Genomic DNA, 20,257 nt, shown 5'->3' with positions numbered 1-20,257 from the left:
CCGGGCGAACGCCGCACCCAATCCCCCTTTAGCGATGGATCCCATGCGTTACCGCACTTTGTGCCAATTTGCCAGCCTGGCGGCCTTTTGCACTGCCCTGGCCTCTTCTTTCAGCGCCCAGGCGGCAGAAGTCCGTGCCAACCGGTTCACTGTGAGCGACAGCGTCACCAGCGTACAGCTGTGCGGCAACCGCAACCAGGGCAGCAACAAGGCGGAGCAGCCCTACCGCGTGGTGCAGGGCGAGCAAAACGGCCAGGCCTATTTGTTTGTGCAGTGGATGAACCAGCCCGAGGAAACGCCCCACTGGCGCGGGGTGGCCGCCCATACCCAGGGCTTTGCCGAGATCAACGACGACAACGCCGATCTGGGCTTGCAGGAGCTGCGCTGCAAGGCCCATGGCAAAGGCATTGTGATTACGGCCCAGGTGACCGGTGGCAAGCCCGCTGCCAAGCGCCGCACGATGCAACTGGAAGTGGGCCCTGCGCTGGAGAAATACAGCATCCGCTTCAGCCCGGCGCTGAAGTGATGCGGGCCGGGGCTTGATGCGCCCGGCCCGTTTTTGATGGCTTTCGCTGTGGCTTACTTGCCCGCAGCCGCTGTGCCCAAGGCCTTGTCACCCTCGAGCTGCTGCGCACGCTTGGCATACTTAGCGGCCAATACCCCGCAGACCATCAGCTGCATCTGGTGGAACAGCATCAGCGGCAGCACCATCATGCCCACGGTGCTGCTGGCAAACAGCACCTTGGCCATGGGCACGCCACTGACCAGGCTCTTCTTGCTGCCGCAAAATACGGCGGTGATTTCATCCTCTTTGCTAAAGCCCAGGCGGCGCGAGAGGAAGGTGGTCAGCAGCAAGGCCAGTGCCAGGATGATGGCGCTGATCACCAAGAGGCCCACCAAGGTGGTCACCGACACCTGGCGCCAGATGCCTTGCACCACGGCGGCACTGAAGGCGGTGTAGACCACCAGCAAGATGGAGCCCTGGTCCACCACCTTGGTGAGCTTGCCGTGCTTTTTGATGAACGGGCCCACCCAGCGCTGCAGCAGATGGCCTAGGGCAAAAGGCAGCATCAGCTGCAGCAGGATCTTGACCACCGCATCGACCAAGGAGCCGCTGGCACCATGGGCGGTGACAAACACGCTCACCAGCAGCGGCGTGATGAACACCCCCAGCAAGGTCGAGGCCGAAGCGCTGCAAATGGCCGCCGGGATATTGCCGCGCGCCATCGACACAAACGCAATCGAGGACTGCACGGTGGACGGCAGAACGCACAGGAACATCACGCCCACATACAGCTCGGGCGAGACCAGTGGCGTCAAGAGCGGCTTGAGCGCCCAGCCCAGAAGCGGAAACACGACAAAGGTGCTGCCGACGATAAACAGGTGCAGTCGCCAGTGCATGATGCCCGCGAGAATCGCCTGGCGCGAGAGCTTGGCGCCGTGCAGAAAGAACAGCAAGGCCACGGCGGCGGTCGTCAAGGTCTCAAAGCTGCTCGCCACCTGGCCGGTGGCAGGCAAAAAACTGGCCAGCAGCACGGTAGCCACCAGCATCAGGGTGAAGTTGTCGGGACGGAATTTCATGAGCGCCATTGGACGCCGTTCTCTAGCGAAAGTAAAATTAATTTATAAGATTGATTAATGATTTAAAGTCATATATACCCCCATCACCCTTCCATCCATGCATGTCAGCCTCCGCCAGCTCCAGGTGTTTCTCTGCGTTGCCCAGTGCCGCAGCTTCAGCCAGACCGGCCAGACCCTGGGCCTGACCCAGTCGGCCGTGAGCCGCGCGATGGTCGAGCTGGAGGGCCAGCTCCATGTGCGGCTGCTGGACCGCACCACGCGCGAGGTGCTGCTGACCGATGCCGGCCAGTTGCTGGCCCAAAAAGCCGCACCCTTGCTGCAGGAGCTGGCCGATACCCTGGCCGAAGTGGCCGATGTGGGCCACGCCGCGCGCGGCCAGGTGCGCATGGCCAGCAGCCCGACCTTGTCTGCCGCGCTGATGCCCGCCTGCATTGCCGCCTGCAACCGCGAGCTGCCGCAGGTCCAGCTGCAGCTGGTGGACCGCCTGCAGCAAGAGGTGCTGGCCCAGGTACGCAGCGGTGATGTGCATTTTGGGCTGGTCGTGGAGCCGCCCGAGCTGGGTGACCTGGACTGCATCAATCTGCTGCATGACCCGTTTGTCGCAGTGCTGCCGCCCGGGCACGCGCTGGTGCAGCAGGCGCACGATGCGACGAGTTTGCGCTGGGACCAGCTACGCGGCGAAGCGCTGGTGCTGCTCGACCATGCATCGGGCAGCCGCCGCCTGATGGACGCTGCGCTGCTGGCCAGCGGTTGCGGGCCCGAGCACAGCCCCGTCGTGCAAGAGGTCGGCCATGTGACCACCGCCTTTCGCATGGTCGAGGCCGGCATCGGCATCAGCATCATGCCGGGCCTGGCGATTCCGGCCCATGGTTTGAGCAGCCTGCAGGTGCGCGATCTGCGGCCCCAGGTGCAAAGGGCCATCATGCTGGTGCGGCGCCGCCAGCGCAGCCTGCCCGCTGCTGCGCAAGCGGTTTGGGATTTGGTCGCCAGGCGGCTGACGACGCTGCCCCCGCAGTAAGCATGCCGCCTCGATTGCTAGCCATCAGACTACAAAACAGGCCCAGCACGCATGCTAAAAACGGTGGCTTGTGACAACCCTTTAATACAAGGCACCAGGAGAGTTCGCATGATTCAACGCATCCCATCTATCGCCAAACTCGCAGCCGCTGCTGCCGTGGCCGCCGTTTTGAGCGCCTGCGCCACCACCGACCGCGCCACCCCGATTGCCGAGGCCACGATCAACCCTACCGAAGGCAACAACATCAGCGGCTACTTCCGCGTCTACGAGGTCAACCGCGACACCGTGCGCGTGATGGCCCAGGTCAAGGGCCTGCAGCCCGGCAGCGAGCATGGCTTCCATGTGCATGAGAACGGCAACTGCTCCTCGCCCGATGCGATGAGCGCCGGCGGCCACTACAACCCGAACGGCCACCAGCATGGCAAGGCTGGCCCGCAAGCCCATGTGGGCGATCTGCCCAGCCTGATGGCCGATGCCGCGGGCACCGCGTTCCTGGTCTGGGAGACCAAGGACCTGTCGATCGGCACCGGCAAGCCCAGCGACATCAAGGGCCGCGCCGTGGTCGTGCACAAGGACAAGGACGACTACACCACCCAGCCTACCGGCAACTCCGGCGCGCGTCTGGGCTGCGGCGTGATCCAGTAAGCCCCTCCTGCGCTCCCCAGCCTGTGGCGCCCAGCGGCCCACAGGCTTTTTTGTCGCTGCGCCGCGCCAAAGCGATGCACAATCGGGCCATGAGCGAACTCTCCCACTCCATTGCCGATTTGCGCAAAAGCTATGAACGCGCAGAGCTGAACGAATCGGCGTCTTGCGCCGCGCCCATCGACCAGTTTGACCGCTGGATGAACGAGGCGGTCGCCTCGCAACTGCCCGAGCCCAATGCGATGACGGTGGCCACTGTGGGAGCCGATGCCCGCCCCAGCACCCGCATCGTGCTCATCAAGGGCTACGACGCGCGCGGAATCGTCTGGTACACCAATTACGACAGCCGCAAGGGCCGCGAGATTGCCGGCAACCCATTTGCCGCGCTGATGTTCCACTGGGTCGAGCTCGAGCGCGTGGTGCGCATCGAGGGGCGCGTGGAGAAAGTCTCGGACGAAGAAAGCGATGCTTACTTCAACAGCCGCCCGCTCGACTCGCGCATTGGTGCCTGGGCCAGCCCGCAAAGCCAGGTCATCGACAGCCGCACCGTGCTGGTGACCAATGCCGCCAAGTATGGCGCGCAGTTCCTGCTCAAGCCCCCCCGCCCGCCGCACTGGGGTGGCTTTCGCCTGGTGCCCGACACCTGGGAGTTCTGGCAGGGCCGCAAGAGCCGGCTGCATGACCGTCTGCGCTACCGTCAGGCAGCGCCAAACAGCGCCGACTGGATTCGCGAGCGCCTGGCGCCCTGATGCTGATGGCTGCCGCTGCCTATGAGATCCGTTGGCTGAACCCGTCCGATGCCAGTGCGTTCCAAACGCTGCGCCTGGCGGGCCTGCGCGCATCGCCTAGCGCCTTTGGCTCCAGCTACGAAGAGGAAAAAGACCGTGCATTGGCGCTGATTGAGGCGCGCCTGGCGCCCAGCCCCGACCAGGGCGTGCTGGGGGCCTTTGCCGGGGGCCAACTGGTGGGCATGCTGGGTATCCGCCGCCAGGACGGCCTCAAGACCCGGCACCGCATGGCTTTGTGGGGCGTGTATGTGGCGCCCGCCTTCCGCGGCCAGGGTATCGCGCAGGCCTTGTTGGCGCGGGCCGTCGCCTTTGCCCGCCAGGTGCCTGGCGCGGTGCAGATCCACCTGAGCGTCAACGCCGCCAATGCCAGCGCCATTCGCCTCTACGAGCAAGCGGGCTTCCATGCCTATGGCACCGAGCCGGCGGCCTTGCTGGTCGATGGCGCGCTGCACGACGAGCTGCTGATGCAGCACCGCTTGCATCCTGCCGCCCAGCCCGCGCCCTAAACTGTCTGCAGCAGCTGGGCCAGGCCCAGCAAGATCAGCGGTATCGTCACCAGGGCCAGGCTGGTCGATACCGCGATGCTGGCCGTGACCTCCTCGCGCCCCACTTCATAGCGCTGCGTGAACAAAAACACATTGGCCCCCACCGGCAGCGACGCGGCCGTGGCCAGCACCACCAGCGGCAGGCCGCGCAGCCCCCACATCCATCCGATGGCCAGCAGCAGCACCGGGTGCAGCAGCAGTTTGACCACTGCGATACGGCTGGCAGGCAGCCAGTAGCGGCCCACTGCGCTGAAAAACAAGGTGATGCCCACGAGCATCAGCGCGATCGGGCCCAGCGCCTGGGCCAGCATCTGCAGTGAGGTATCGATCACCTCGGGCATCTTGAGCCCGGTCTGCGCGAACAGCAGCCCGCAGATGATGGGCAAGGGAATCGGGTGGATGATGCCGTTTTTCAGCGCCCGGCCCACGGTGATGGCCATTGCGCGGTAGCTGCGCGCGCCGCCTTGCGCCGCCTGCTGCTGGTGCATGACGGCCAGCTCGAACACGATGGTGGCCGAGGTCATCAGGATCAGCGCATGGACCGAGACGATGGTGAACAAGGTGACCAGGCCTTCTTGCCCAAACACCATTCCCACCAGCGGCACGCCGATCATGATGTTGTTGCTGAAACAGTTGGCCAGCGCCCGCGCAGCGCCCAGCGTGGTAAAGCCCTGCAGTAGCAAGGTCGTGACAAACAGCAGGCCCGCAGCGCTGAAGTAGACGGCAATGGTCTGCAGGTTGAGCTCTTGCACACGCACCGTGCTCATCGTGCGAAACAGCAAGGCCGGCGTGAGAATCAGAAAAACGATATTGGACAGATCGCGCACCGATGCCGCCTTGACCCAGCCCATGCGCCCTGCACCATACCCCAGTGCAATGAACAGCACCACGGGAATCAAAGACACCATCACCGCCATCGCTGCATCGCCCTTTGTTGATCAAACCCGGCGGCGATTATCGCCGCTGCACCGCGCCGGCCTCGTCGCCCAGGGGCGCGTTAGCCAAACCGCCGCGAATCCAAAGGACGCATGCAGCCTGCCGGCAGCGCAATGCCGCGCTACAGCACGCGCGCCAGAAAGGCCGTGCCCGGCACCGGGTTGACGCTCACCGGCGGCGCATCGACAAAGCCCAGATCCCGGTAAAGCGCTTGGGCGGCGACAAATTCCGGCAGCACATCGAGCGCCATGCGCTGGTAACCGGCGGCGCGGGCCTCCTGCAGCATCTGCTCGACCAGGCGCCGGCCCAGCCTGAGGCCGCGCGCCGCTGGCCGCACATAGACGCGTTTGAGCTCGCAGCACTGGCCATCGACATCGCGCAACGCCGCGCAGCCCACCACCGCATCGCCTTGCCAGGCCAGCAGCAAACGCCCCTGGGGCGCTGCATATTTGCCGGGGAGTGCCGCCAGCTCGGGCTCATAGTTCTGAAAACCCAGGTCGGCCTGGGGGCTGGCAATGTACTCGCGAAAGATCGCCAGCACCGCCTGCAGATCTTCAGGAAAACGGGCGTGGCGAATGGATAGATCAGGCATCGGCGGGGTTCGTATCAACAAGGCGGGGCTCAGTCCGGGTGCGACACACCCAGGCGTTCATGCAGGCGTTTGCTGGTGGTCGTGTACTCCAGCAGCAGTTTTTCGCCGCGCAGGTATTCTATGGCGGCCATCGCGGCCATCGTCGCTTCGTAAAAGCCGCTCAGAATCAGCTTGCGCTTGCCAGGATAGCTGACGATATCCCCTGCGGCATAGATACCGACGGCGTTGGTCTGGAAGGTATCGGTCGCCACTTGCAGCTGCTTTTTCGCAAGCGCCAGGTTCCAGTCGAGCAAGGGCCCGAGCTTGGGCGAGAGGCCCTGGAACACCCAGAGCTGGTCACAGGCCAGGCGCTGGTCCGCGCCATCGGCATCGACATAGTCGATAGCCTGCAGATGTTCCCCCGCATCGATAGCCTGGGGCATGCCAATGACGACCTCCACCCTGCCACTGGCACGCAGCTGCGCCAGGCGCTGCAGCAGCGCATCAGGCGCATTGAACTGGTCGCGCCGGTGCATCAGCACCAGCTGCGCGGCTTGCAAAGCGGCATGCCCTGCCGCTGTCCGCACGGCCTCGACGGCGGCCTCGTCGCCGCCATGGATCACAATGCGCGGCGCGGGGTGGCGCGCCAGTACCGGCTCCAGCCAGGCATCATCGAACGCGGGATGGTAGAAGACCTGGCTGCCCAACCAGGCGTCGAGCCCGGGCAGGCGCAGCTGCTTGGGCACAAAGGCCCCAACACCGGCGGTCACCACCACGGTACGTGCCAGCAGCCAGCGGGTCTGCAGCCCATCGATGGCCTGCAGCTGCACACGCCAACGGCCATCGCCATGGGGCAGCAGTTGCGCGACCTGGGTGTGGCCATGAAAAACGGGATGGAAGGGCTGGATCTGTTGCTGCAGTTGCGCGGCCAGCTCGCGGCCAGTGCACAGCGCAATGCCGGGGATGTCGTAGATGGGCTTGTCGGCATAGAGCGCAATGCACTGGCCGCCCATCTGCGGCAGGCTGTCGCACAGATGGGCCTGCACGCCCTGCAAACCCAGCTGGAAGGCGGCAAACATGCCTACGGGCCCGGCGCCGACAATCAGCGCATCCACTGCCTGCGCCTGGGATTCGTCAAACTCGGAAGAGGTAATGCGGTCAGCAGGCGTGTGCAAGGTGTCAGTCATGCCGCCATGGTAGTGCAGCGCGCATTGCCCTCGCAGCATTGCGCGTTTGCGTTTGCACTTGAGTTTGCGAGGGTCCTAGCGCCTGCGACCTCACGACACCTTGTCGATACCCCCGCCCAGCGCCTTGTACAGGCTGATGCGGTTGACCTGCTCGGCCTGCATCAAGGTGATCTGGGTTTGCTGGGCCGCATAGAGGCTGCGCTGCGCATCGAGCACGGTGAGAAAGTCGTCGGCCCCGGCCTTGAAGCGCGCCTGCGACAGCTGCAGCACGCGGCTGGCCGCCTGCACCAAAGCCACTTGCGAGTTCAGGCGCCGCTGCATCGTGGCGCGATCGGCCAGCGCATCGCTCACCTCGCGGAAAGCGACCTGGATGGCCTTGTCGTACTGGGCCAGCGCGGCGTCGCGGTTCGCTTGCGCGATGTCGAGGTTGGCCTGGTTGCGGCCACCGTCAAAAATCGGCAGACGGATCTGCGGCACAAAGCTCCAGGCGCGGTTGCCGCCATCGAACAGGCCCGAGAGCGCATCACTGGCAGTGCCGGCATTGGCCGTCAGGCTGATGGTGGGGAAGAAAGCCGCACGCGCCGCGCCAATGCTGGCGTACTGGGCCTGCAGGCTGTGCTCGGCAGCGGCCACATCGGGCCGGGCCAGCAGAACCTGCGATGACAGGCCGGTTGGCACCACGGTCATCGCGGTGGCGACGCCAGGCGCTTTGACCTGTGGCGTTGCGCCGTCGAGCAGCTGGCCCGAGCCCGCGCTTTTGACCTCATTGCTGCTGAGCGATGCACTGGGCGCCGGGGGCAGCATATCGCCCGACACCGGCCCGCCCACCAGCAACTGCAGCGCATTGCGATCACGCGCCACCTGCGACTCGTAGGCAGCCACATCGTTGCGGGCGGTCTCGACCGCCGTCTGGTTCTGGGCCAGCACCAGACCATTGGTGGCGCCCAGCTGGTGCATGCGCTGCACCAGTCCATAGCCCTGCTCGCGCGTGGCCAGCGTATCGCGCGCCAGTTGCAGGCGCTGCTGGTCGCTGGCCAGGGCCACCCAGGCATTGGCGATATCGGTGATCAGGCCCAGCTGCACACTGCGGCGGTTTTCTTCGACCAGCAGGTACTGCTGCAAGGCCGCCTCGCTCAGGTTGCGCACCCGGCCCCAAAAATCGAGCTCATAGCTGGCCAGACCCAGCTGCACACTCACCTGGTTGGCCACGGACGATGGCGCCGTCGACGAGCGCAGATCATCTGCGGTGCGGGTGCGGCTGCCTTGGGCATTGGCGTTCAGGCTGGGCAGTTGGTCGGCGCGTTGCACACCGTATTGCGCGCGCGCCTTTTCGATATTGGCGATCGCCACGCGCAGATCGCGGTTGTTCTGCAGTCCCTGCTCAATCAACTGGCGCAGGCCTGCGCTCTCCACCCACTGCTGCCAGGGCAGCAGCTCCAAGGTATCGGCCACAGCGGGCTCCACGACAAAGTCGGCAGGCAAGGTCTGCGCCACGCCGTCGAGCGTAGCGGGCACCGCCGTTGGAGGGCGCTGGTACTGCGGTGCCAGGTTGCAGGCGGACAGCAGGCCCGCTGCCAACAGCGACAGCGGCAAACGATAAGCACGGGTCATGGAAAAAGTGTCAAAACGGCTCATGGCGCGGTCTCCTGCGCTGGGCTGGCCTGCGCGGGCGCCTCGTCATGGCGGCTGTGGGAGCGGAACCAGCTGCGGATCAGCAGGAAGAAGACCGGCACCATGAAAATGCCGAGCACGGTCGAGGCCACCATACCGCCCAGCACCGCCGTGCCGATCGCATTGCGCCCGCCCGCGCCGGCGCCGGTGCCAATGGCCAGCGGAATCACGCCAAAGCCAAAGGCCAGCGAGGTCATCAGGATGGGACGCAGGCGCAGGCGCACGGCTTCGACCGTGGCATCGAACAGCTGCTTGCCCTGCTCCTGCAATTGCACCGCAAACTCCACAATCAAGATGGCATTCTTGGCCGCCAGGCCCACCGTGGTGAGCAGGCCCACCTGGAAATACACGTCGTTGGTCAGGCCCCGGGTATAGGTCGCCGCCAGTGCACCAATCACGCCCAGCGGCACGGCCAGCATCACCGACAGCGGCACGGTCCAGCTCTCGTAGAGCGCGGCCAGGCACAGGAACACGAACAGGATCGAGATCGCATAGAGCATCGGCGCCTGCGCACCGGACTGGCGCTCTTGCAGCGAGGCACCGGTCCATTCATAGCCCAGGCCGGCGGGCAGCTTGGCCAGGATGGCTTCGACCTCCTGCATCGCCGCGCCCGAGCTGATACCGGGTGCCGCGCGGCCTTCAAACTCATAGGCCGGGCTGCCGTTGTAGCGCAGCAGCTGGGGCGAGCCATAGGCCCAGTGGCTGTCCGAGAACGCTCCAAAGGGCACCATCTCGCCGTTCTTGTTGCGCACGGTCCACTTGGCGATGTCCTGGGGCAGCATGCGGTGCGGCGCATCGCCCATGATGTAGACGCGCTTGACCCGGCCATTGTTCAAGAAGTCATTCACATAGGTGCCGCCCATCGCACTGGACAGCACGCTGTTGATGTCGGCATACGACAGCCCCAGCGCTGCGGCCTTGCGGTCGTCCACATCGACGCGCAGCTCGGCCGCATCGTCCAGATTGGTGGTGCGCACGGCAGTCAGATTGGGGTTGGCACGCATCGCGGCGAGCACCTGGTTGCTGGCGGCCAGCAGGCCATCGTGGCCGATGCTGTTCATGTCCTTGACCATGAAGTTGAAGCCCGAGCTGGCACCCAGGCCGCGCACGGCCGGCGGCAGAATCACCAAGACGCGTGCATCGCGGATGCGCGACAGGTCCTTGGTGGCCTTGTTGGCGATGGCTGCCGACGACTGCGATGGAAGCTTGCGCTCATCCCAGGGCTTGAGGCGGATAAAGCCACGCGCCGAGCTCTGGTCGCCGTTGAGGCCCGAGACCTGGTTGAAGCTGATGATGTCGGGTTGCTGGAGCAGGTACTCGCGCACCTCGTCGAGCACATCCTGCAGGCGCGCATCTGCCGCGCCCGAGGGCAGGTTGACGTTCACGTACAGAAAGCCCTGGTCCTCATCGGGCAGGAAGGACGTGGGCAGCTTGTGCATCAGCAGCCACACACCCAGCAGCACCGCGATAAAGATCAGCATCATGCGCTTGGCGCGGCGCAGGCTGCGGGCGACGATGCCCTGGTAGCGGCTGGCAGTGCGGTCAAAGTTGCGGTTGAACCAGCGGAAGAACCGGTCGCTGATGCCAAACAGGCCCTTGCGAATGGCCCGCTCATGGCCGCCCGCATGCGCGGGCGCCTTCAGGATGGTGGCGCACAGCGCAGGGGTCAAGGTCAGCGCGACAAACACCGACAGCGCCATGGCCGCGACGATGGTGATCGAGAACTGGCGGTATATCACCCCGGTGGAGCCGCCAAAAAAGGCCATCGGCACAAACACCGCCGACAAGGTCACGCCAATGCCGACCAGCGCCGGCGTGATCTCGCGCATCGAGACCTTGGTCGCCTCCTTGGCGGACATGCCCGTCTCGTGCATCACCCGCTCGACGTTTTCCACCACGACAATGGCATCGTCCACCAATAAGCCGATGGCCAGCACCATCGCAAACATCGTCAAGGTATTGATCGAGTAACCGGCAATCGACAGCACGCCGAACGTGCCCAGCAGCACCACTGGCACGGCAATGGCCGGAATCAAGGTCGCGCGCAGGTTCTGCAAAAACACGAACATCACGATTACCACCAGCACCATGGCCTCGCCCAGCGCTGCGACCACCTCATGGATGGAGGCACGCACAAAGGGGGTGGAGTCCGAGCTGACGAAGTAGTCGATCTGGTTGGGGAAGTACGGCTTCATCTCGGCCAGCTTGGCCGCGACGGCATCGGACACCGCCATCGCATTGGCGCCATCGGCCAAGATGATGCCCATGCCAGCGCCGCGCATGCCATTGAGCTTGGCCTGCACGTTCAGGTTTTCCGCGCCCAGCTCCACCCGCGCCACATCCTTGATGGTGACCACCGAGCCATCGGTCGCAGCCTTGAGCACGATGTCCTCGAACTGGTCCACGGTCTTGAGCTTGGTGCGCGCGGTGATCGTGGCATTGAGCTGCTGGTTGTTCACCGCTGGCAGCGCGCCCAGCTGGCCGGCTGAGACCTGGGCGTTTTGCGCATTGAGCGCATTGGCCAGGTCCGACGGCATCAGGCCGAATTTCTCCATCTTGGCCGGGTCCATCCAGATGCGCATGGCATAGGACGTACCAAACACATTGATGTCGCCCACGCCTTCGAGGCGCCCGATCACATCGACCAGGCTGGCATTGATGTAGTCACCAATGTCGACCTCGGTCATCGTCGGGTCTTGCGAGTAGAAGCTGTAGGTGACCAGAAAATCCTGGCCGCCCTTGTTGATGAACACGCCCCGGCTCTTGACCGATTCGGGCAGGCGGTTGAGCGCCCCCTGGATCTTGTTTTGTACCTGCACCTGGGCGACGTCCACATTGGTGCCGGGCGCAAAGGTCAAGGTGATGCGGGCCTGGCCAGAGGCATTGCTGGTCGCGCTCATGTAGAGCATGTTGTCAATGCCCTTGAGCTGCTGCTCGATGATCTGGGTGACGGAGTTCTCCACCGTCTCGGCCGATGCACCGGTGTACTGGGTGCCGATGGTGACGCGTGGCGGCGCAATCTCGGGGTACTGCTCCAGCGGCAGCTTGGAGATGGACAGGGCCCCGCCCAGCATGATGATGATGGCGATCACCCACGCAAAAATGGGGCGCTGGATAAAAAACTGTGCCATGGATGCAGCCTCGGGTTCTGGGTGTCTTACTGGGCTGCTGCCGGCGCTGCGGCCTGGCCGGGAACGCGTCCCGGGCTGCGCACGCGCTCGGCCTGTGCCTTGAGGTCCACCTCGGCCACCCGCACCTTGTCACCGTCCTTGACGCGCTGGAAGCCATCGACCACCACGCGCTCACCGGACTTGAGCCCACTGCCCACCAGCCACTGGCTGCCCACAGCGCGGTCCAGTTGCAAGGTGCGCTTTTGCACCTTGTCCTCGGCGGTGACCACCAAGACGGTCGGCTTGCCGGTCAAATCGCGCACCACCGATTGCTGGGGCACGAGCAGCGCATCGGGCGCCACGGCCGTGGGCAGCAAGGCCTGCACATACATATTGGGCATCAGCACGCCATCGGGGTTGGGCACCTGCGCGCGCAAGGTGATCGTGCCCGTGGTGGAGCTGACAATCACGCCGGAGAACTTGAGCTTGGCCTCATGGCTGTATTCGGTGCCGTCATCGAGGCGGATGCGCACCGGAATCTGGTCGCCTTCGAGGCGTTGAAAGCGCCCCGCCTTCAGGTCGCGCTGCAGCTGCAGCATCTCGGTGCTCGATTGGGTGAAGTCCACATACATCGGATCGAGCTGCACCACGGTGGTGAGTGCCGTCGCCTGGTTGGCCGTGACCAGCGCACCGGGCGTGACGGCCGAGGTGCTGACCTTGCCGCTGATGGGCGAGCTGATGCGGGTGTACTGCAGATTGATGCGCGCATTGTCCAGCGCGGCCTGGGCGACGGCCACATCGGAGGCGGTCTGCGCGACCAGCGCCTGGCTGTCATCAAACACCTGGCGGCTGATGGCATCGATCTTGACCAGCTCGCTGTTGCGCGCTGCGTTGCTACGCGCCGTCTGCGCCGTGGCCTTGGCTTTGGCCAGTGCCGCCTCTGCGCTGTTGACCGCGGCCCGCGCGGGCCGGTCATCGAGCTGGTAGAGCGCCTGACCGGCCTTGACCGAGGCACCTTCGGTGAACAGGCGCTTTTCGACAATGCCGTTGGCCTGGGGGCGAATCTCGGCAATCATGAAGGCATTGGTGCGGCCCGGCAGCTCGGCAGTCAGCTGCTGCGATGCGGATTGCACGGTGATGATGCCCACCTCCGGGGCCTGCGGCGCTGCAGCGGTGGGCGCAGGTTTGTCCGTGCAGGCAGTCAGCAGGCCCAGGGCCGCGACCACCGCGCCAACCCGGGCGAGCTGGCCAAACGTACAGGGGGAGGAAAGCTTTCCGACAGTTGCCAAAGATTGAAACGGTGCCAGAGACTGGCGCGAAAAATTGGAAACATCCGGCATCATCGGTTTTGGCTTCAGGTAGAGCAAACTACTATTTTTACAGCTAAATATGTAGGCAGTGTAAAGCGTTGCGCAGGATGGGCAGGTTTTTCGGACCTGGCCGCGCAAGCTGTACATTTTGCTACATGCGGTATCAGCGCGGGCGCCAATCGCGCCCATCCATGGGAAAGCGATAATGATCAAAGGTTCCAAGCTTTACAGCCGCAAACACCTTTCCACCTTAGACCACCACCATCGCCCCATGCCATCGCCCTCCTCTGCCACTGGCCTCATCCTGCTGTCTCACGGCTCCAAGGACCCCGTCTGGCGCCGCAATGCCGAACACCTGCTCGCCCAGGTGCAGCAAGCGCAACCGGCTGCTGCTGTGGCTTGCGCCTACCTGGACTGGTGCGAGCCGCCGCTCGGCCCCGCCGTGGCCCAGCTGCTGCAGTCGCATCCGCAGCTGACCCACATCACCATCTGGCCCCTGCTTTTTGGCGTGGGCAAGCATGCCAGCGAAGACATTCCCGCGCTGGTCGAGGAACTCGCCCCGCGCTACCCCCAGCTGCAGCTGCGCATCGCCCCGGCGATGGGCGAGGATGCCCGGGTCATCCAGCTGTTGGCGGACATGGCTGGCGGCTATCTGCAAGGCAAGCTGCAGGGCTAGTGGCCCGAGTCGCATCGCCGAACTATATGGGCCTAGACGCCACGCCTATGGCGATGCGCGGCAAGCGCGGCGTGCCAAAATTCCGCCCCGCCGCTTGGGTTTCTGTCTAAGGGCTGCTTTTTATATTCCAATCAAGCATAATGATGCACATTCATATTCCGCATCATTGTATGAACCTGCATCAGTTCCGCTTTGTGCAAGAGGCCGCGCGCCGCAACCTCAACCTGACCGAGGCGGCCAAGGCATTGCACACCTCGCAACCCGGCGTCTCCAAGGCCATCATCGAGCTGGAAGAGGAACTGGGCATCGACATCTTTGCACGCCACGGCAAGCGCCTCAAACGCATCACCGAACCGGGCCAGCAGGTGCTGCGCAGCATCGAGATCATCATGCGCGAGGTCGGCAACCTCAAGCGCATTGGCGACCAGTACAGCGCGCAGGACAGCGGCACCCTCTCCATCGCCACCACCCACACCCAGGCACGCTATGTGCTGCCCACCCCGGTGGCGCGTTTGCGTGAGCACTACCCCAAGGTGACGGTCAGCCTGCACCAGGCCACGCCCGCCGAAGTCGCGCGCATGGTGATCGATGAGCAGGCCGACCTGGGCATGGCCACCGAGTCGCTGGCCGACTACCCCGAGCTGGTGACCCTGCCCTGCTACGAATGGCAGCACGTGCTAGTCATGCCGCACCAGCACCCTCTGGCGCAAAAGGAACGCATCAACCTCGAAGACATTGCGGCCGAGCCCTTGATCACCTACCACCCCTCCTTCACCGGCCGGGGCAAGATCGATTCGGCGATGGCAGCCCGCCAGCTCACGCCCAAGATCGTGCTCGAAGCGATTGACTCCGACGTCATCAAGACCTATGTCCGCCTGGGCCTGGGCATTGGCATCGTGGCCGAGATGGCCATGCGCGATGACCCGATCAAGGACCTGGCCGTGCGGCCCATGGGTCACCTCTTTGGCGAGAGTGTGGCGCGCGTGGCCTTCAAGCGCGGCGCCTATATGCGCAATTTCGTCTACAAATTTGCCGAGCTGATCAGCGACCGTTTGAACCGTGATCTGATCGGCCGAGCGATGGTCGGCCATGTGGCTGACTACGAACTCTGATCCGCAACCCTTTTCACCCCATTTTTTGATCGATGGATGCATGGATCTCGGTCCCGCTGGCCGGCCGTGGTCTTGTGTCCCGCCCCGTCCACCATGTCCGCTTCTGCCCTGACCCCATCGTTCCCCAGCCGCCTGCCCAACGTGGGCACCACCATTTTCACCGTCATGTCGGCGCTCGCGACCGAGCACAAGGCCGTCAATCTGGGCCAGGGTTTCCCGGACTTTGGCTGTGATCCGGCTTTGATCGACAGCGTCAGCCGCGCCATGCAGGCCGGCCACAACCAGTACCCGCCAATGACCGGTGTGCCAGCCTTGCGCGAGGTGGTGGCCCAGAAAATCGAAGCGCTCTATGGCAAGCGCTATGACGCCAACAGCGAAATCACTGTCACCGCCGGTGCCACCCAGGCCATCCTCACCGTCATCCTCAGCTGCGTGAGCCCCGGCGATGAAGTCATCGTGCTGGACCCCTGCTATGACAGCTATGTGCCCAATATCGAGCTGGCTGGCGGCGTGCCGGTGCGCGTGCCGCTGACCCCCAAGACCTTCCGCCCTGATTTCGGCAAGATCGCAGCAGCCATCACGCCCAAGACGCGCCTGCTGCTGATCAACACGCCGCACAACCCCAGCGGCACCACCTGGACCGCGCAGGAGATGCAGCAGCTGCAAGACCTGCTGGCCCCGACCAACATCCTGCTCTTGGCCGATGAGGTTTACGAGCACATGGTGTTCGACGGCGAGCGCCATGAAAGCGCATCACGCTACCCGGGCCTGGCCGCGCGCGCCTATGTGGTCAGCAGCTTTGGCAAGACCTTCCATGTGACCGGCTGGAAGGTAGCCACCGTGGCCGCACCGGCGCCGCTGACGGCGGAATTTCGCAAGGTGCACCAGTTCAATGTCTTCACGGTCAACACCCCCATGCAGGTGGGGCTGGCCGAGTATTTGAAGGACCCCGCGCCCTACCTGAACCTGCCGGCCTTCTACCAAAAGAAGCGCGACCTGTTCCGCGCCGGCCTCGAAGGCTCGCGCCTCAAGCTCCTGCCCAGCTCAGGCACCTATTTCCAATGCGTGGATATCTCGGCCGTGACCGATGCCAGCGAAGCGGAGTTCTGCCAGCAACTGGTCAAGGACCTGGGCGTTGCAGCCATTCCGCTGTCCGCCTTTTATGGCGACGGCTTTGACCAGCAGGTGGTGCGCTTTTGCTACGCCAAAAAGGATGAAACGTTGCTGGCGGCGCTGGAGCGCCTGCGCAAGCTTTAAGCAGCCGTCCCATAGCAAAAGCCCGGCGAGAACCGATCTTGCCGGGCTTTTTGCTGGGTGGATGCAGCCGGCTTGGAGCTACAGCAGCACGATGTCGTACTGGTCCGAACCATCCCGCCCTTCGGCCTGCAGCGAGATCGGCTTGCCGATGAAATCGGACAGGCCGGCCAGGTGCTGGCTCTCTTCGTCCAGCAGCATCTCGATCACCGGAGGGGCTGCGATCACGCGGAACTCCTTGGGGTTGAACTGGCGTGCCTCGCGCAAAATCTCGCGCAGGATGTCGTAGCAGACGGTGCGCACGGTCTTGACTTCACCGACGCCATGGCAGACCGGGCACGAGGTGCAAAGCATATGCGCGAGGGACTCGCGCGTGCGCTTGCGCGTCATCTCTACCAGGCCCAGCTGGGAGAACTCGCCGCACATGGTCTTGACGCGATCGCGCTGCAGCTGCTTGCGCAGCTCATGCAGCACCTGCGCCTGGTGGTCCTCGTGCACCATGTCGATGAAGTCGACGATGATGATGCCGCCCAGGTTGCGCAACCGCAGCTGCCGGGCAATGGCATGGGCCGCTTCCAGGTTGGTCTTGAAGATAGTGTCGTCAAAATTGCGCGCACCCACATAGCCGCCGGTGTTCACGTCGACCGTGGTCAGGGCCTCGGTCTGGTCCACGATCAGGTAGCCGCCCGACTTGAGATCCACACGCCGGCCCAGCGCGCGGGCAATCTCCTCGTCAACCGAGTACAGGTCGAAGATCGGGCGCTCGCCCTTGTAGAGCTGCAGCTTGGGGAGCGCGGCGGGCATGAACTCCTGGCCAAACTGCTGCAGCAGCACAAACTGCTCGCGCGAATCGATGCGGATCGACTGGGTGTTTTCCGTGACCATGTCGCGCAGCACGCGCTGCATGAGGCTCAGGTCCTGGTGCAACAAGCTCTTGGCGGCTTGCTTGGCAGCGCTGTCCTTGATGCGCTTCCAGACCTTGCGCAGGTAGCTGATGTCCTCGGCCAGTTCCTCATCGCTGGAGTCCTCGCCATTGGTGCGCAGGATAAAACCGCCGCCCCCGCCGGTTTGCGCCGTGCCCACCAATGCCTGCAGGCGGGCGCGCAACGCATCACGTTCGTTCTGGGGGATTTTTTGCGAGACGCCGATATGGTCGTCCTGGGGCAGAAACACCAGCAGGCGCCCGGCCACGCTGATCTGGGTGGACAGCCGCGCGCCCTTGGTGCCGATCGGGTCCTTGATGACCTGCACCATGATCGACTGGCCTTCGAAGATCTGCTTTTCAATCGGTACCTGGGGCTCGCCCTTGCGCGCAAACATCGGCGCCAGGCCACCCTCCTGGCGCTGCCAGACATCGGCCACATGCAAGAACGCGGCGCGCTCCAGACCAATGTCGATAAAGGCCGATTGCATGCCGGGCAGCACGCGCGATATCTTGCCCAGGTAAACATTGCCTACGAGGCCTCGCTCCAGGGTGCGCTCGTGGTGCAGCTCCTGCACGGCGCCACCCTCAATGATGGCCACGCGCGTCTCCTGCGGCGCCCAATTGATCAAAATATCATTTTGCATAGAAGTCATTCTTAGAGGGCCTTAAATGGCAAACCCTGCAGCCCGCAGCACCTGGGCCGTCTCGAACACGGGCAGCCCCATGATGCCGGAATAACTGCCGCTGATCTTGGCAATATACGCTGCCGCCCGCCCCTGCACGCCATAGGCGCCCGCCTTGCCCATGGGCTCACCACTGGCAACATACGCCTCGATCTGCGCGGCATCGATAGGCGCAAACTGCACGCTGGAGACGGACAAGGCCGTCAAGCGCTTGCGCCCGCTTTGCAGGGCCACAGCGGTCAATACCCGGTGCGTCTTGCCGCTGAGTGCCTGCAGCATCTCGCTCGCTTGCTGCGGCGTCTCGGGCTTGCCCAGAATATGCCGGCCCAGCGACACCGTGGTGTCAGAGCACAGAATCGGTGCTGGGTCCAAGCCGCGCCGCTGCAGCCGGGCCAACGCGGCATCGAGCTTCAGCCCGGTCACGCGCTGCACATAGTCGGTGGCCGATTCGCGCGGCAGCACCTGCTCCAGCGCTTCGGGGTCCTGGGGTTCGGGATCGCCGTCCTGGGCCACCAGCAAGCGGTGGGCGATACCAATCTGTTCGAGCAGTTGACTGCGCCGCGGGGACTGTGACGCCAGGTAGACGAAGGGATGCATGGTGGGAAGCGAGGCCTTGATTTGAAAAAAGCGCCTGCGCCCATCAATCCAGCGCAAGCAGCTATTATTTTTGCAGCATAACGCATCCGGCAACCCGCTGGCAAGCGGGGATATTGCCCTGCCCTCGCCCACCCGAGCGCAGGCGCTCTGGGCCTACTCGCGGTGGTAGGGGTGGCCGGCATTGACCGACCAGGCGCGGTAGAGCTGCTCGATCAGCAGCACCCGCACCATCGCATGGGGCAAGGTCATGTCCGAGAGGCGAATGCGCTCATGCGCAGCAGCCTTGAACTCGGGGTCCAGCCCATCGGGGCCACCAATGATCAGCGCCACATCGTCACCCTCGAGCTGCCAGCCCTTGACCCGCTGGGCCAGCGCCTTGGTGGTCAGGTTGGTGCCGCGCTCATCGAGCACCACAATGCGTGTGCCGCGCGGGATCGCCGCCTCGATGCGCTTGCGCTCGGCGGCGTACAGGGTCTCCACCGTCTTGGAGCCGCGCGGCTCGGTCTTGACCGCCTTGAGCTCCACCTTCAGCTCGGGCGGGAAGCGCTTGGCATAGTCGTCATAAGCGGTCTGCGCCCAATCGGGTACATGCTGGCCCACCGCAACAATGAAAATCTTCATGCGAAATCTCCAATGAAAAAGAGCTGTCCTGCTTGGCAGTACAGCTCTTTGCAACCCGCAGGTTGAGGGGGTGTTACTTGGCCTTGCTGGTCGCGCGCTTGGCCGCTGGCTTCTTGGCTGCAGGCTTGGCGACGGCCGACTTGGCTGCGGGCTTGCTGGCCTTGGGCTTGTTGACCACGACGGTCTTGACGGTGGCAGCAGCGCTGGTCTTCTTGGCCGCAGGCTTTTTGGCCACGGTGCCCGAGATCTTCTTGACCGCTGGCTTCTTCGCAGCGGTCTTCTTCACTGGTGCATCGGCAGCGCTGGCAGCAGCGGCAGGCTTGCGTGCAGCGGGCTTCTTCTTGCTGTCAGCAGCGGTGTCGGCAACGGCTTCTGGTTTGGCCTTGGCCGGCTTGGCGGTCTTGGGCTTGGCAGCGCCCAGCTTGACGCGCACGGGCGTGTCGCCCCACATCTCTTCGAGGCGGTAGTACTGGCGGATCATCGGCTGCATGATGTGGGCCACAACCGGGCCGCAGTCGACAATGATCCATTCGCCGTTGTCTTCGCCTTCGGTGCGTGGCTTGGGAAAGCCCGCTTCCTTGACGGCGTCCTTGACGCTGGCAGCCAAGGCCTTGGTCTGGCGGTTCGAGGTACCGGCAGCGACGATCACGCGCTCAAACAGCGGCGAGAGGTGCTCGGTATTGAAAACCTGGATATCTTGTGCTTTCACATCTTCCAGCCCATCAACGATGGCACGCTGCAGCAATTGCACAGATTTCTTGGCAGTGGATTCGGATTTTTTGGCGGTGGTCATCAGTCGGTGATGGATGAAAGTGTTTGTACTATAGCGCGTGTTGCAGTTATTGTTGATCGCGTCAACACGCCGTGGCAAAAGGGCAAGGCCTTCAAGAGATACTGCCGCACAGCCTGCGATGGGGCATGAATACGGTCAGCGGAACGTCAATTATACGCAAGCTGCGCCAAATGGCGCCCTGGTAAGGCCTTGCAGTGCAGACGGCAGGCCCCGCCAGCCCTGCCACAAGTGGTGCCG

The 20,257-nt window shown here is 64.1% G+C and carries 19 protein-coding genes; 8 read left to right on the top strand and 11 right to left on the bottom strand.

The genetic code is table 11. The annotated features are described in order from the left end of the window. Positions 1-34: 34 nt before the first annotated feature. Entirely contained in the window at positions 35-526 is a 492-nt protein-coding gene (locus tag DCO45_RS09590; protein WP_116925629.1) for a hypothetical protein, read from the top strand. A 53-nt stretch (positions 527-579) separates the two neighbouring features. On the opposite strand, the gene DCO45_RS09585 is transcribed toward DCO45_RS09590, so the two are convergent. Next, on the bottom strand, positions 580-1,590 hold the full coding sequence (locus DCO45_RS09585) for a bile acid:sodium symporter family protein (RefSeq protein ID WP_116925628.1): 1,011 nt from the start codon (positions 1,588-1,590) through the stop codon (positions 580-582). Between the two features lie 88 nt (positions 1,591-1,678). Between DCO45_RS09585 and DCO45_RS09580 the strand changes: the two genes are divergently transcribed. From DCO45_RS09580 to DCO45_RS09565, 4 genes are all read left to right on the top strand, one after another. After that, on the top strand, positions 1,679-2,599 hold the full coding sequence (locus DCO45_RS09580; protein ID WP_116925627.1) for a LysR family transcriptional regulator: 921 nt from the start codon (positions 1,679-1,681) through the stop codon (positions 2,597-2,599). A 108-nt stretch (positions 2,600-2,707) separates the two neighbouring features. Further along, positions 2,708-3,244: a superoxide dismutase family protein gene (locus DCO45_RS09575; RefSeq protein WP_116925626.1), complete on the top strand. Its 537-nt coding sequence runs from the start codon at positions 2,708-2,710 to the stop codon at positions 3,242-3,244. A gap of 74 nt (positions 3,245-3,318) precedes the next feature. Next, entirely contained in the window at positions 3,319-3,990 is a 672-nt protein-coding gene (pdxH, locus tag DCO45_RS09570; RefSeq protein WP_182341255.1) for a pyridoxamine 5'-phosphate oxidase, read from the top strand. Further along, positions 3,990-4,535 carry a GNAT family N-acetyltransferase gene (locus tag DCO45_RS09565; protein WP_243419302.1) on the top strand — a complete coding sequence of 182 codons (546 nt, stop codon included), beginning with the start codon at positions 3,990-3,992 and terminating at the stop codon, positions 4,533-4,535. Before pdxH ends, DCO45_RS09565 begins: the two co-directional genes overlap by 1 nt. On the opposite strand, the gene DCO45_RS09560 is transcribed toward DCO45_RS09565, so the two are convergent. From DCO45_RS09560 to DCO45_RS09535, 6 genes are all read right to left on the bottom strand, one after another. Beyond that, the gene (locus DCO45_RS09560) at positions 4,532-5,479 is read right to left on the bottom strand and encodes an AEC family transporter (protein ID WP_279324806.1); all 948 of its coding nucleotides are present in this window, start codon (positions 5,477-5,479) and stop codon (positions 4,532-4,534) included. The genes DCO45_RS09565 and DCO45_RS09560 overlap by 4 nt on opposite strands. Before the next feature lie 152 nt (positions 5,480-5,631). Continuing rightward, positions 5,632-6,102, bottom strand: a complete 471-nt coding sequence (locus DCO45_RS09555) for a GNAT family N-acetyltransferase (RefSeq protein WP_116925624.1) — start codon at positions 6,100-6,102, stop codon at positions 5,632-5,634. A gap of 29 nt (positions 6,103-6,131) precedes the next feature. Then, the gene (locus DCO45_RS09550) at positions 6,132-7,268 is read right to left on the bottom strand and encodes an NAD(P)/FAD-dependent oxidoreductase (protein WP_116925764.1); all 1,137 of its coding nucleotides are present in this window, start codon (positions 7,266-7,268) and stop codon (positions 6,132-6,134) included. A 90-nt stretch (positions 7,269-7,358) separates the two neighbouring features. Further along, positions 7,359-8,879 (bottom strand): efflux transporter outer membrane subunit, encoded by a 1,521-nt coding sequence (locus DCO45_RS09545; protein ID WP_116925763.1) that lies wholly within the window; start codon positions 8,877-8,879, stop codon positions 7,359-7,361. Positions 8,880-8,899: 20 nt separating this feature from the next. Next, the gene (locus DCO45_RS09540; protein ID WP_116925623.1) at positions 8,900-12,070 is read right to left on the bottom strand and encodes an efflux RND transporter permease subunit; all 3,171 of its coding nucleotides are present in this window, start codon (positions 12,068-12,070) and stop codon (positions 8,900-8,902) included. 26 nt (positions 12,071-12,096) lie between these two features. Then, positions 12,097-13,338 carry an efflux RND transporter periplasmic adaptor subunit gene (locus DCO45_RS09535; protein ID WP_279324805.1) on the bottom strand — a complete coding sequence of 414 codons (1,242 nt, stop codon included), beginning with the start codon at positions 13,336-13,338 and terminating at the stop codon, positions 12,097-12,099. 292 nt (positions 13,339-13,630) lie between these two features. On the opposite strand from DCO45_RS09535, the gene DCO45_RS09530 reads away from it, so the two are divergent. The 3 genes from DCO45_RS09530 to DCO45_RS09520 all read left to right on the top strand — a co-directional run bounded on the left by DCO45_RS09530 (position 13,631) and on the right by DCO45_RS09520 (position 16,404). Then, entirely contained in the window at positions 13,631-14,035 is a 405-nt protein-coding gene (locus DCO45_RS09530; protein WP_116925621.1) for a CbiX/SirB N-terminal domain-containing protein, read from the top strand. Positions 14,036-14,205: 170 nt separating this feature from the next. Then, a complete protein-coding gene (locus tag DCO45_RS09525; protein ID WP_116925620.1) occupies positions 14,206-15,147 on the top strand; it encodes a CysB family HTH-type transcriptional regulator in 942 nt (313 codons plus the stop codon). A 93-nt stretch (positions 15,148-15,240) separates the two neighbouring features. Then, complete coding sequence (locus tag DCO45_RS09520; RefSeq protein WP_116925619.1) at positions 15,241-16,404, top strand: pyridoxal phosphate-dependent aminotransferase; 1,164 nt, start codon at positions 15,241-15,243, stop codon at positions 16,402-16,404. A gap of 78 nt (positions 16,405-16,482) precedes the next feature. Here DCO45_RS09520 and rng read toward each other — a convergent pair whose 3' ends face one another. The 4 genes from rng to rsfS all read right to left on the bottom strand — a co-directional run bounded on the left by rng (position 16,483) and on the right by rsfS (position 20,020). Then, the gene (rng, locus tag DCO45_RS09515) at positions 16,483-17,970 is read right to left on the bottom strand and encodes a ribonuclease G (RefSeq protein WP_116925618.1); all 1,488 of its coding nucleotides are present in this window, start codon (positions 17,968-17,970) and stop codon (positions 16,483-16,485) included. Between the two features lie 21 nt (positions 17,971-17,991). After that, positions 17,992-18,606, bottom strand: coding sequence for a Maf family protein (locus DCO45_RS09510; protein WP_116925762.1), 615 nt, complete (start codon positions 18,604-18,606; stop codon positions 17,992-17,994). 153 nt (positions 18,607-18,759) lie between these two features. Continuing rightward, on the bottom strand, positions 18,760-19,227 hold the full coding sequence (gene rlmH, locus DCO45_RS09505; RefSeq protein ID WP_116925617.1) for a 23S rRNA (pseudouridine(1915)-N(3))-methyltransferase RlmH: 468 nt from the start codon (positions 19,225-19,227) through the stop codon (positions 18,760-18,762). A 73-nt stretch (positions 19,228-19,300) separates the two neighbouring features. Continuing rightward, positions 19,301-20,020, bottom strand: a complete 720-nt coding sequence (gene rsfS / locus DCO45_RS09500; protein WP_116925616.1) for a ribosome silencing factor — start codon at positions 20,018-20,020, stop codon at positions 19,301-19,303. Positions 20,021-20,257: the final 237 nt, after the last annotated feature.

The organism is Comamonas sp. JNW, assembly GCF_003105075.1.
Classification (GTDB): domain Bacteria; phylum Pseudomonadota; class Gammaproteobacteria; order Burkholderiales; family Burkholderiaceae_C; genus Comamonas; species Comamonas squillarum.
The sequence above is the reverse complement of the archived record's forward strand: the minus strand, read 5'-3'. Positions and strand labels throughout refer to the sequence as shown.

What these genes read in the sequence shown, in the direction of transcription:
- DCO45_RS09590 (WP_116925629.1), top strand. Translation starts at nt 35, where the DNA reads ATGGATCCCATGCGTTACCGCACTTTGTGCCAATTTGCCAGCCTGGCG.
- DCO45_RS09585 (WP_116925628.1), bottom strand. Translation starts at nt 1,590, where the DNA reads ATGGCGCTCATGAAATTCCGTCCCGACAACTTCACCCTGATGCTGGTG.
- DCO45_RS09580 (WP_116925627.1), top strand. Translation starts at nt 1,679, where the DNA reads ATGCATGTCAGCCTCCGCCAGCTCCAGGTGTTTCTCTGCGTTGCCCAG.
- DCO45_RS09575 (WP_116925626.1), top strand. Translation starts at nt 2,708, where the DNA reads ATGATTCAACGCATCCCATCTATCGCCAAACTCGCAGCCGCTGCTGCC.
- pdxH (WP_182341255.1), top strand. Translation starts at nt 3,319, where the DNA reads ATGCACAATCGGGCCATGAGCGAACTCTCCCACTCCATTGCCGATTTG.
- DCO45_RS09565 (WP_243419302.1), top strand. Translation starts at nt 3,990, where the DNA reads ATGCTGATGGCTGCCGCTGCCTATGAGATCCGTTGGCTGAACCCGTCC.
- DCO45_RS09555 (WP_116925624.1), bottom strand. Translation starts at nt 6,102, where the DNA reads ATGCCTGATCTATCCATTCGCCACGCCCGTTTTCCTGAAGATCTGCAG.
- DCO45_RS09550 (WP_116925764.1), bottom strand. Translation starts at nt 7,268, where the DNA reads ATGACTGACACCTTGCACACGCCTGCTGACCGCATTACCTCTTCCGAG.
- DCO45_RS09545 (WP_116925763.1), bottom strand. Translation starts at nt 8,879, where the DNA reads ATGACCCGTGCTTATCGTTTGCCGCTGTCGCTGTTGGCAGCGGGCCTG.
- DCO45_RS09540 (WP_116925623.1), bottom strand. Translation starts at nt 12,070, where the DNA reads ATGGCACAGTTTTTTATCCAGCGCCCCATTTTTGCGTGGGTGATCGCC.
- DCO45_RS09530 (WP_116925621.1), top strand. Translation starts at nt 13,631, where the DNA reads ATGCCATCGCCCTCCTCTGCCACTGGCCTCATCCTGCTGTCTCACGGC.
- DCO45_RS09525 (WP_116925620.1), top strand. Translation starts at nt 14,206, where the DNA reads ATGAACCTGCATCAGTTCCGCTTTGTGCAAGAGGCCGCGCGCCGCAAC.
- DCO45_RS09520 (WP_116925619.1), top strand. Translation starts at nt 15,241, where the DNA reads ATGTCCGCTTCTGCCCTGACCCCATCGTTCCCCAGCCGCCTGCCCAAC.
- rng (WP_116925618.1), bottom strand. Translation starts at nt 17,970, where the DNA reads ATGCAAAATGATATTTTGATCAATTGGGCGCCGCAGGAGACGCGCGTG.
- DCO45_RS09510 (WP_116925762.1), bottom strand. Translation starts at nt 18,606, where the DNA reads ATGCATCCCTTCGTCTACCTGGCGTCACAGTCCCCGCGGCGCAGTCAA.
- rlmH (WP_116925617.1), bottom strand. Translation starts at nt 19,227, where the DNA reads ATGAAGATTTTCATTGTTGCGGTGGGCCAGCATGTACCCGATTGGGCG.
- rsfS (WP_116925616.1), bottom strand. Translation starts at nt 20,020, where the DNA reads ATGACCACCGCCAAAAAATCCGAATCCACTGCCAAGAAATCTGTGCAA.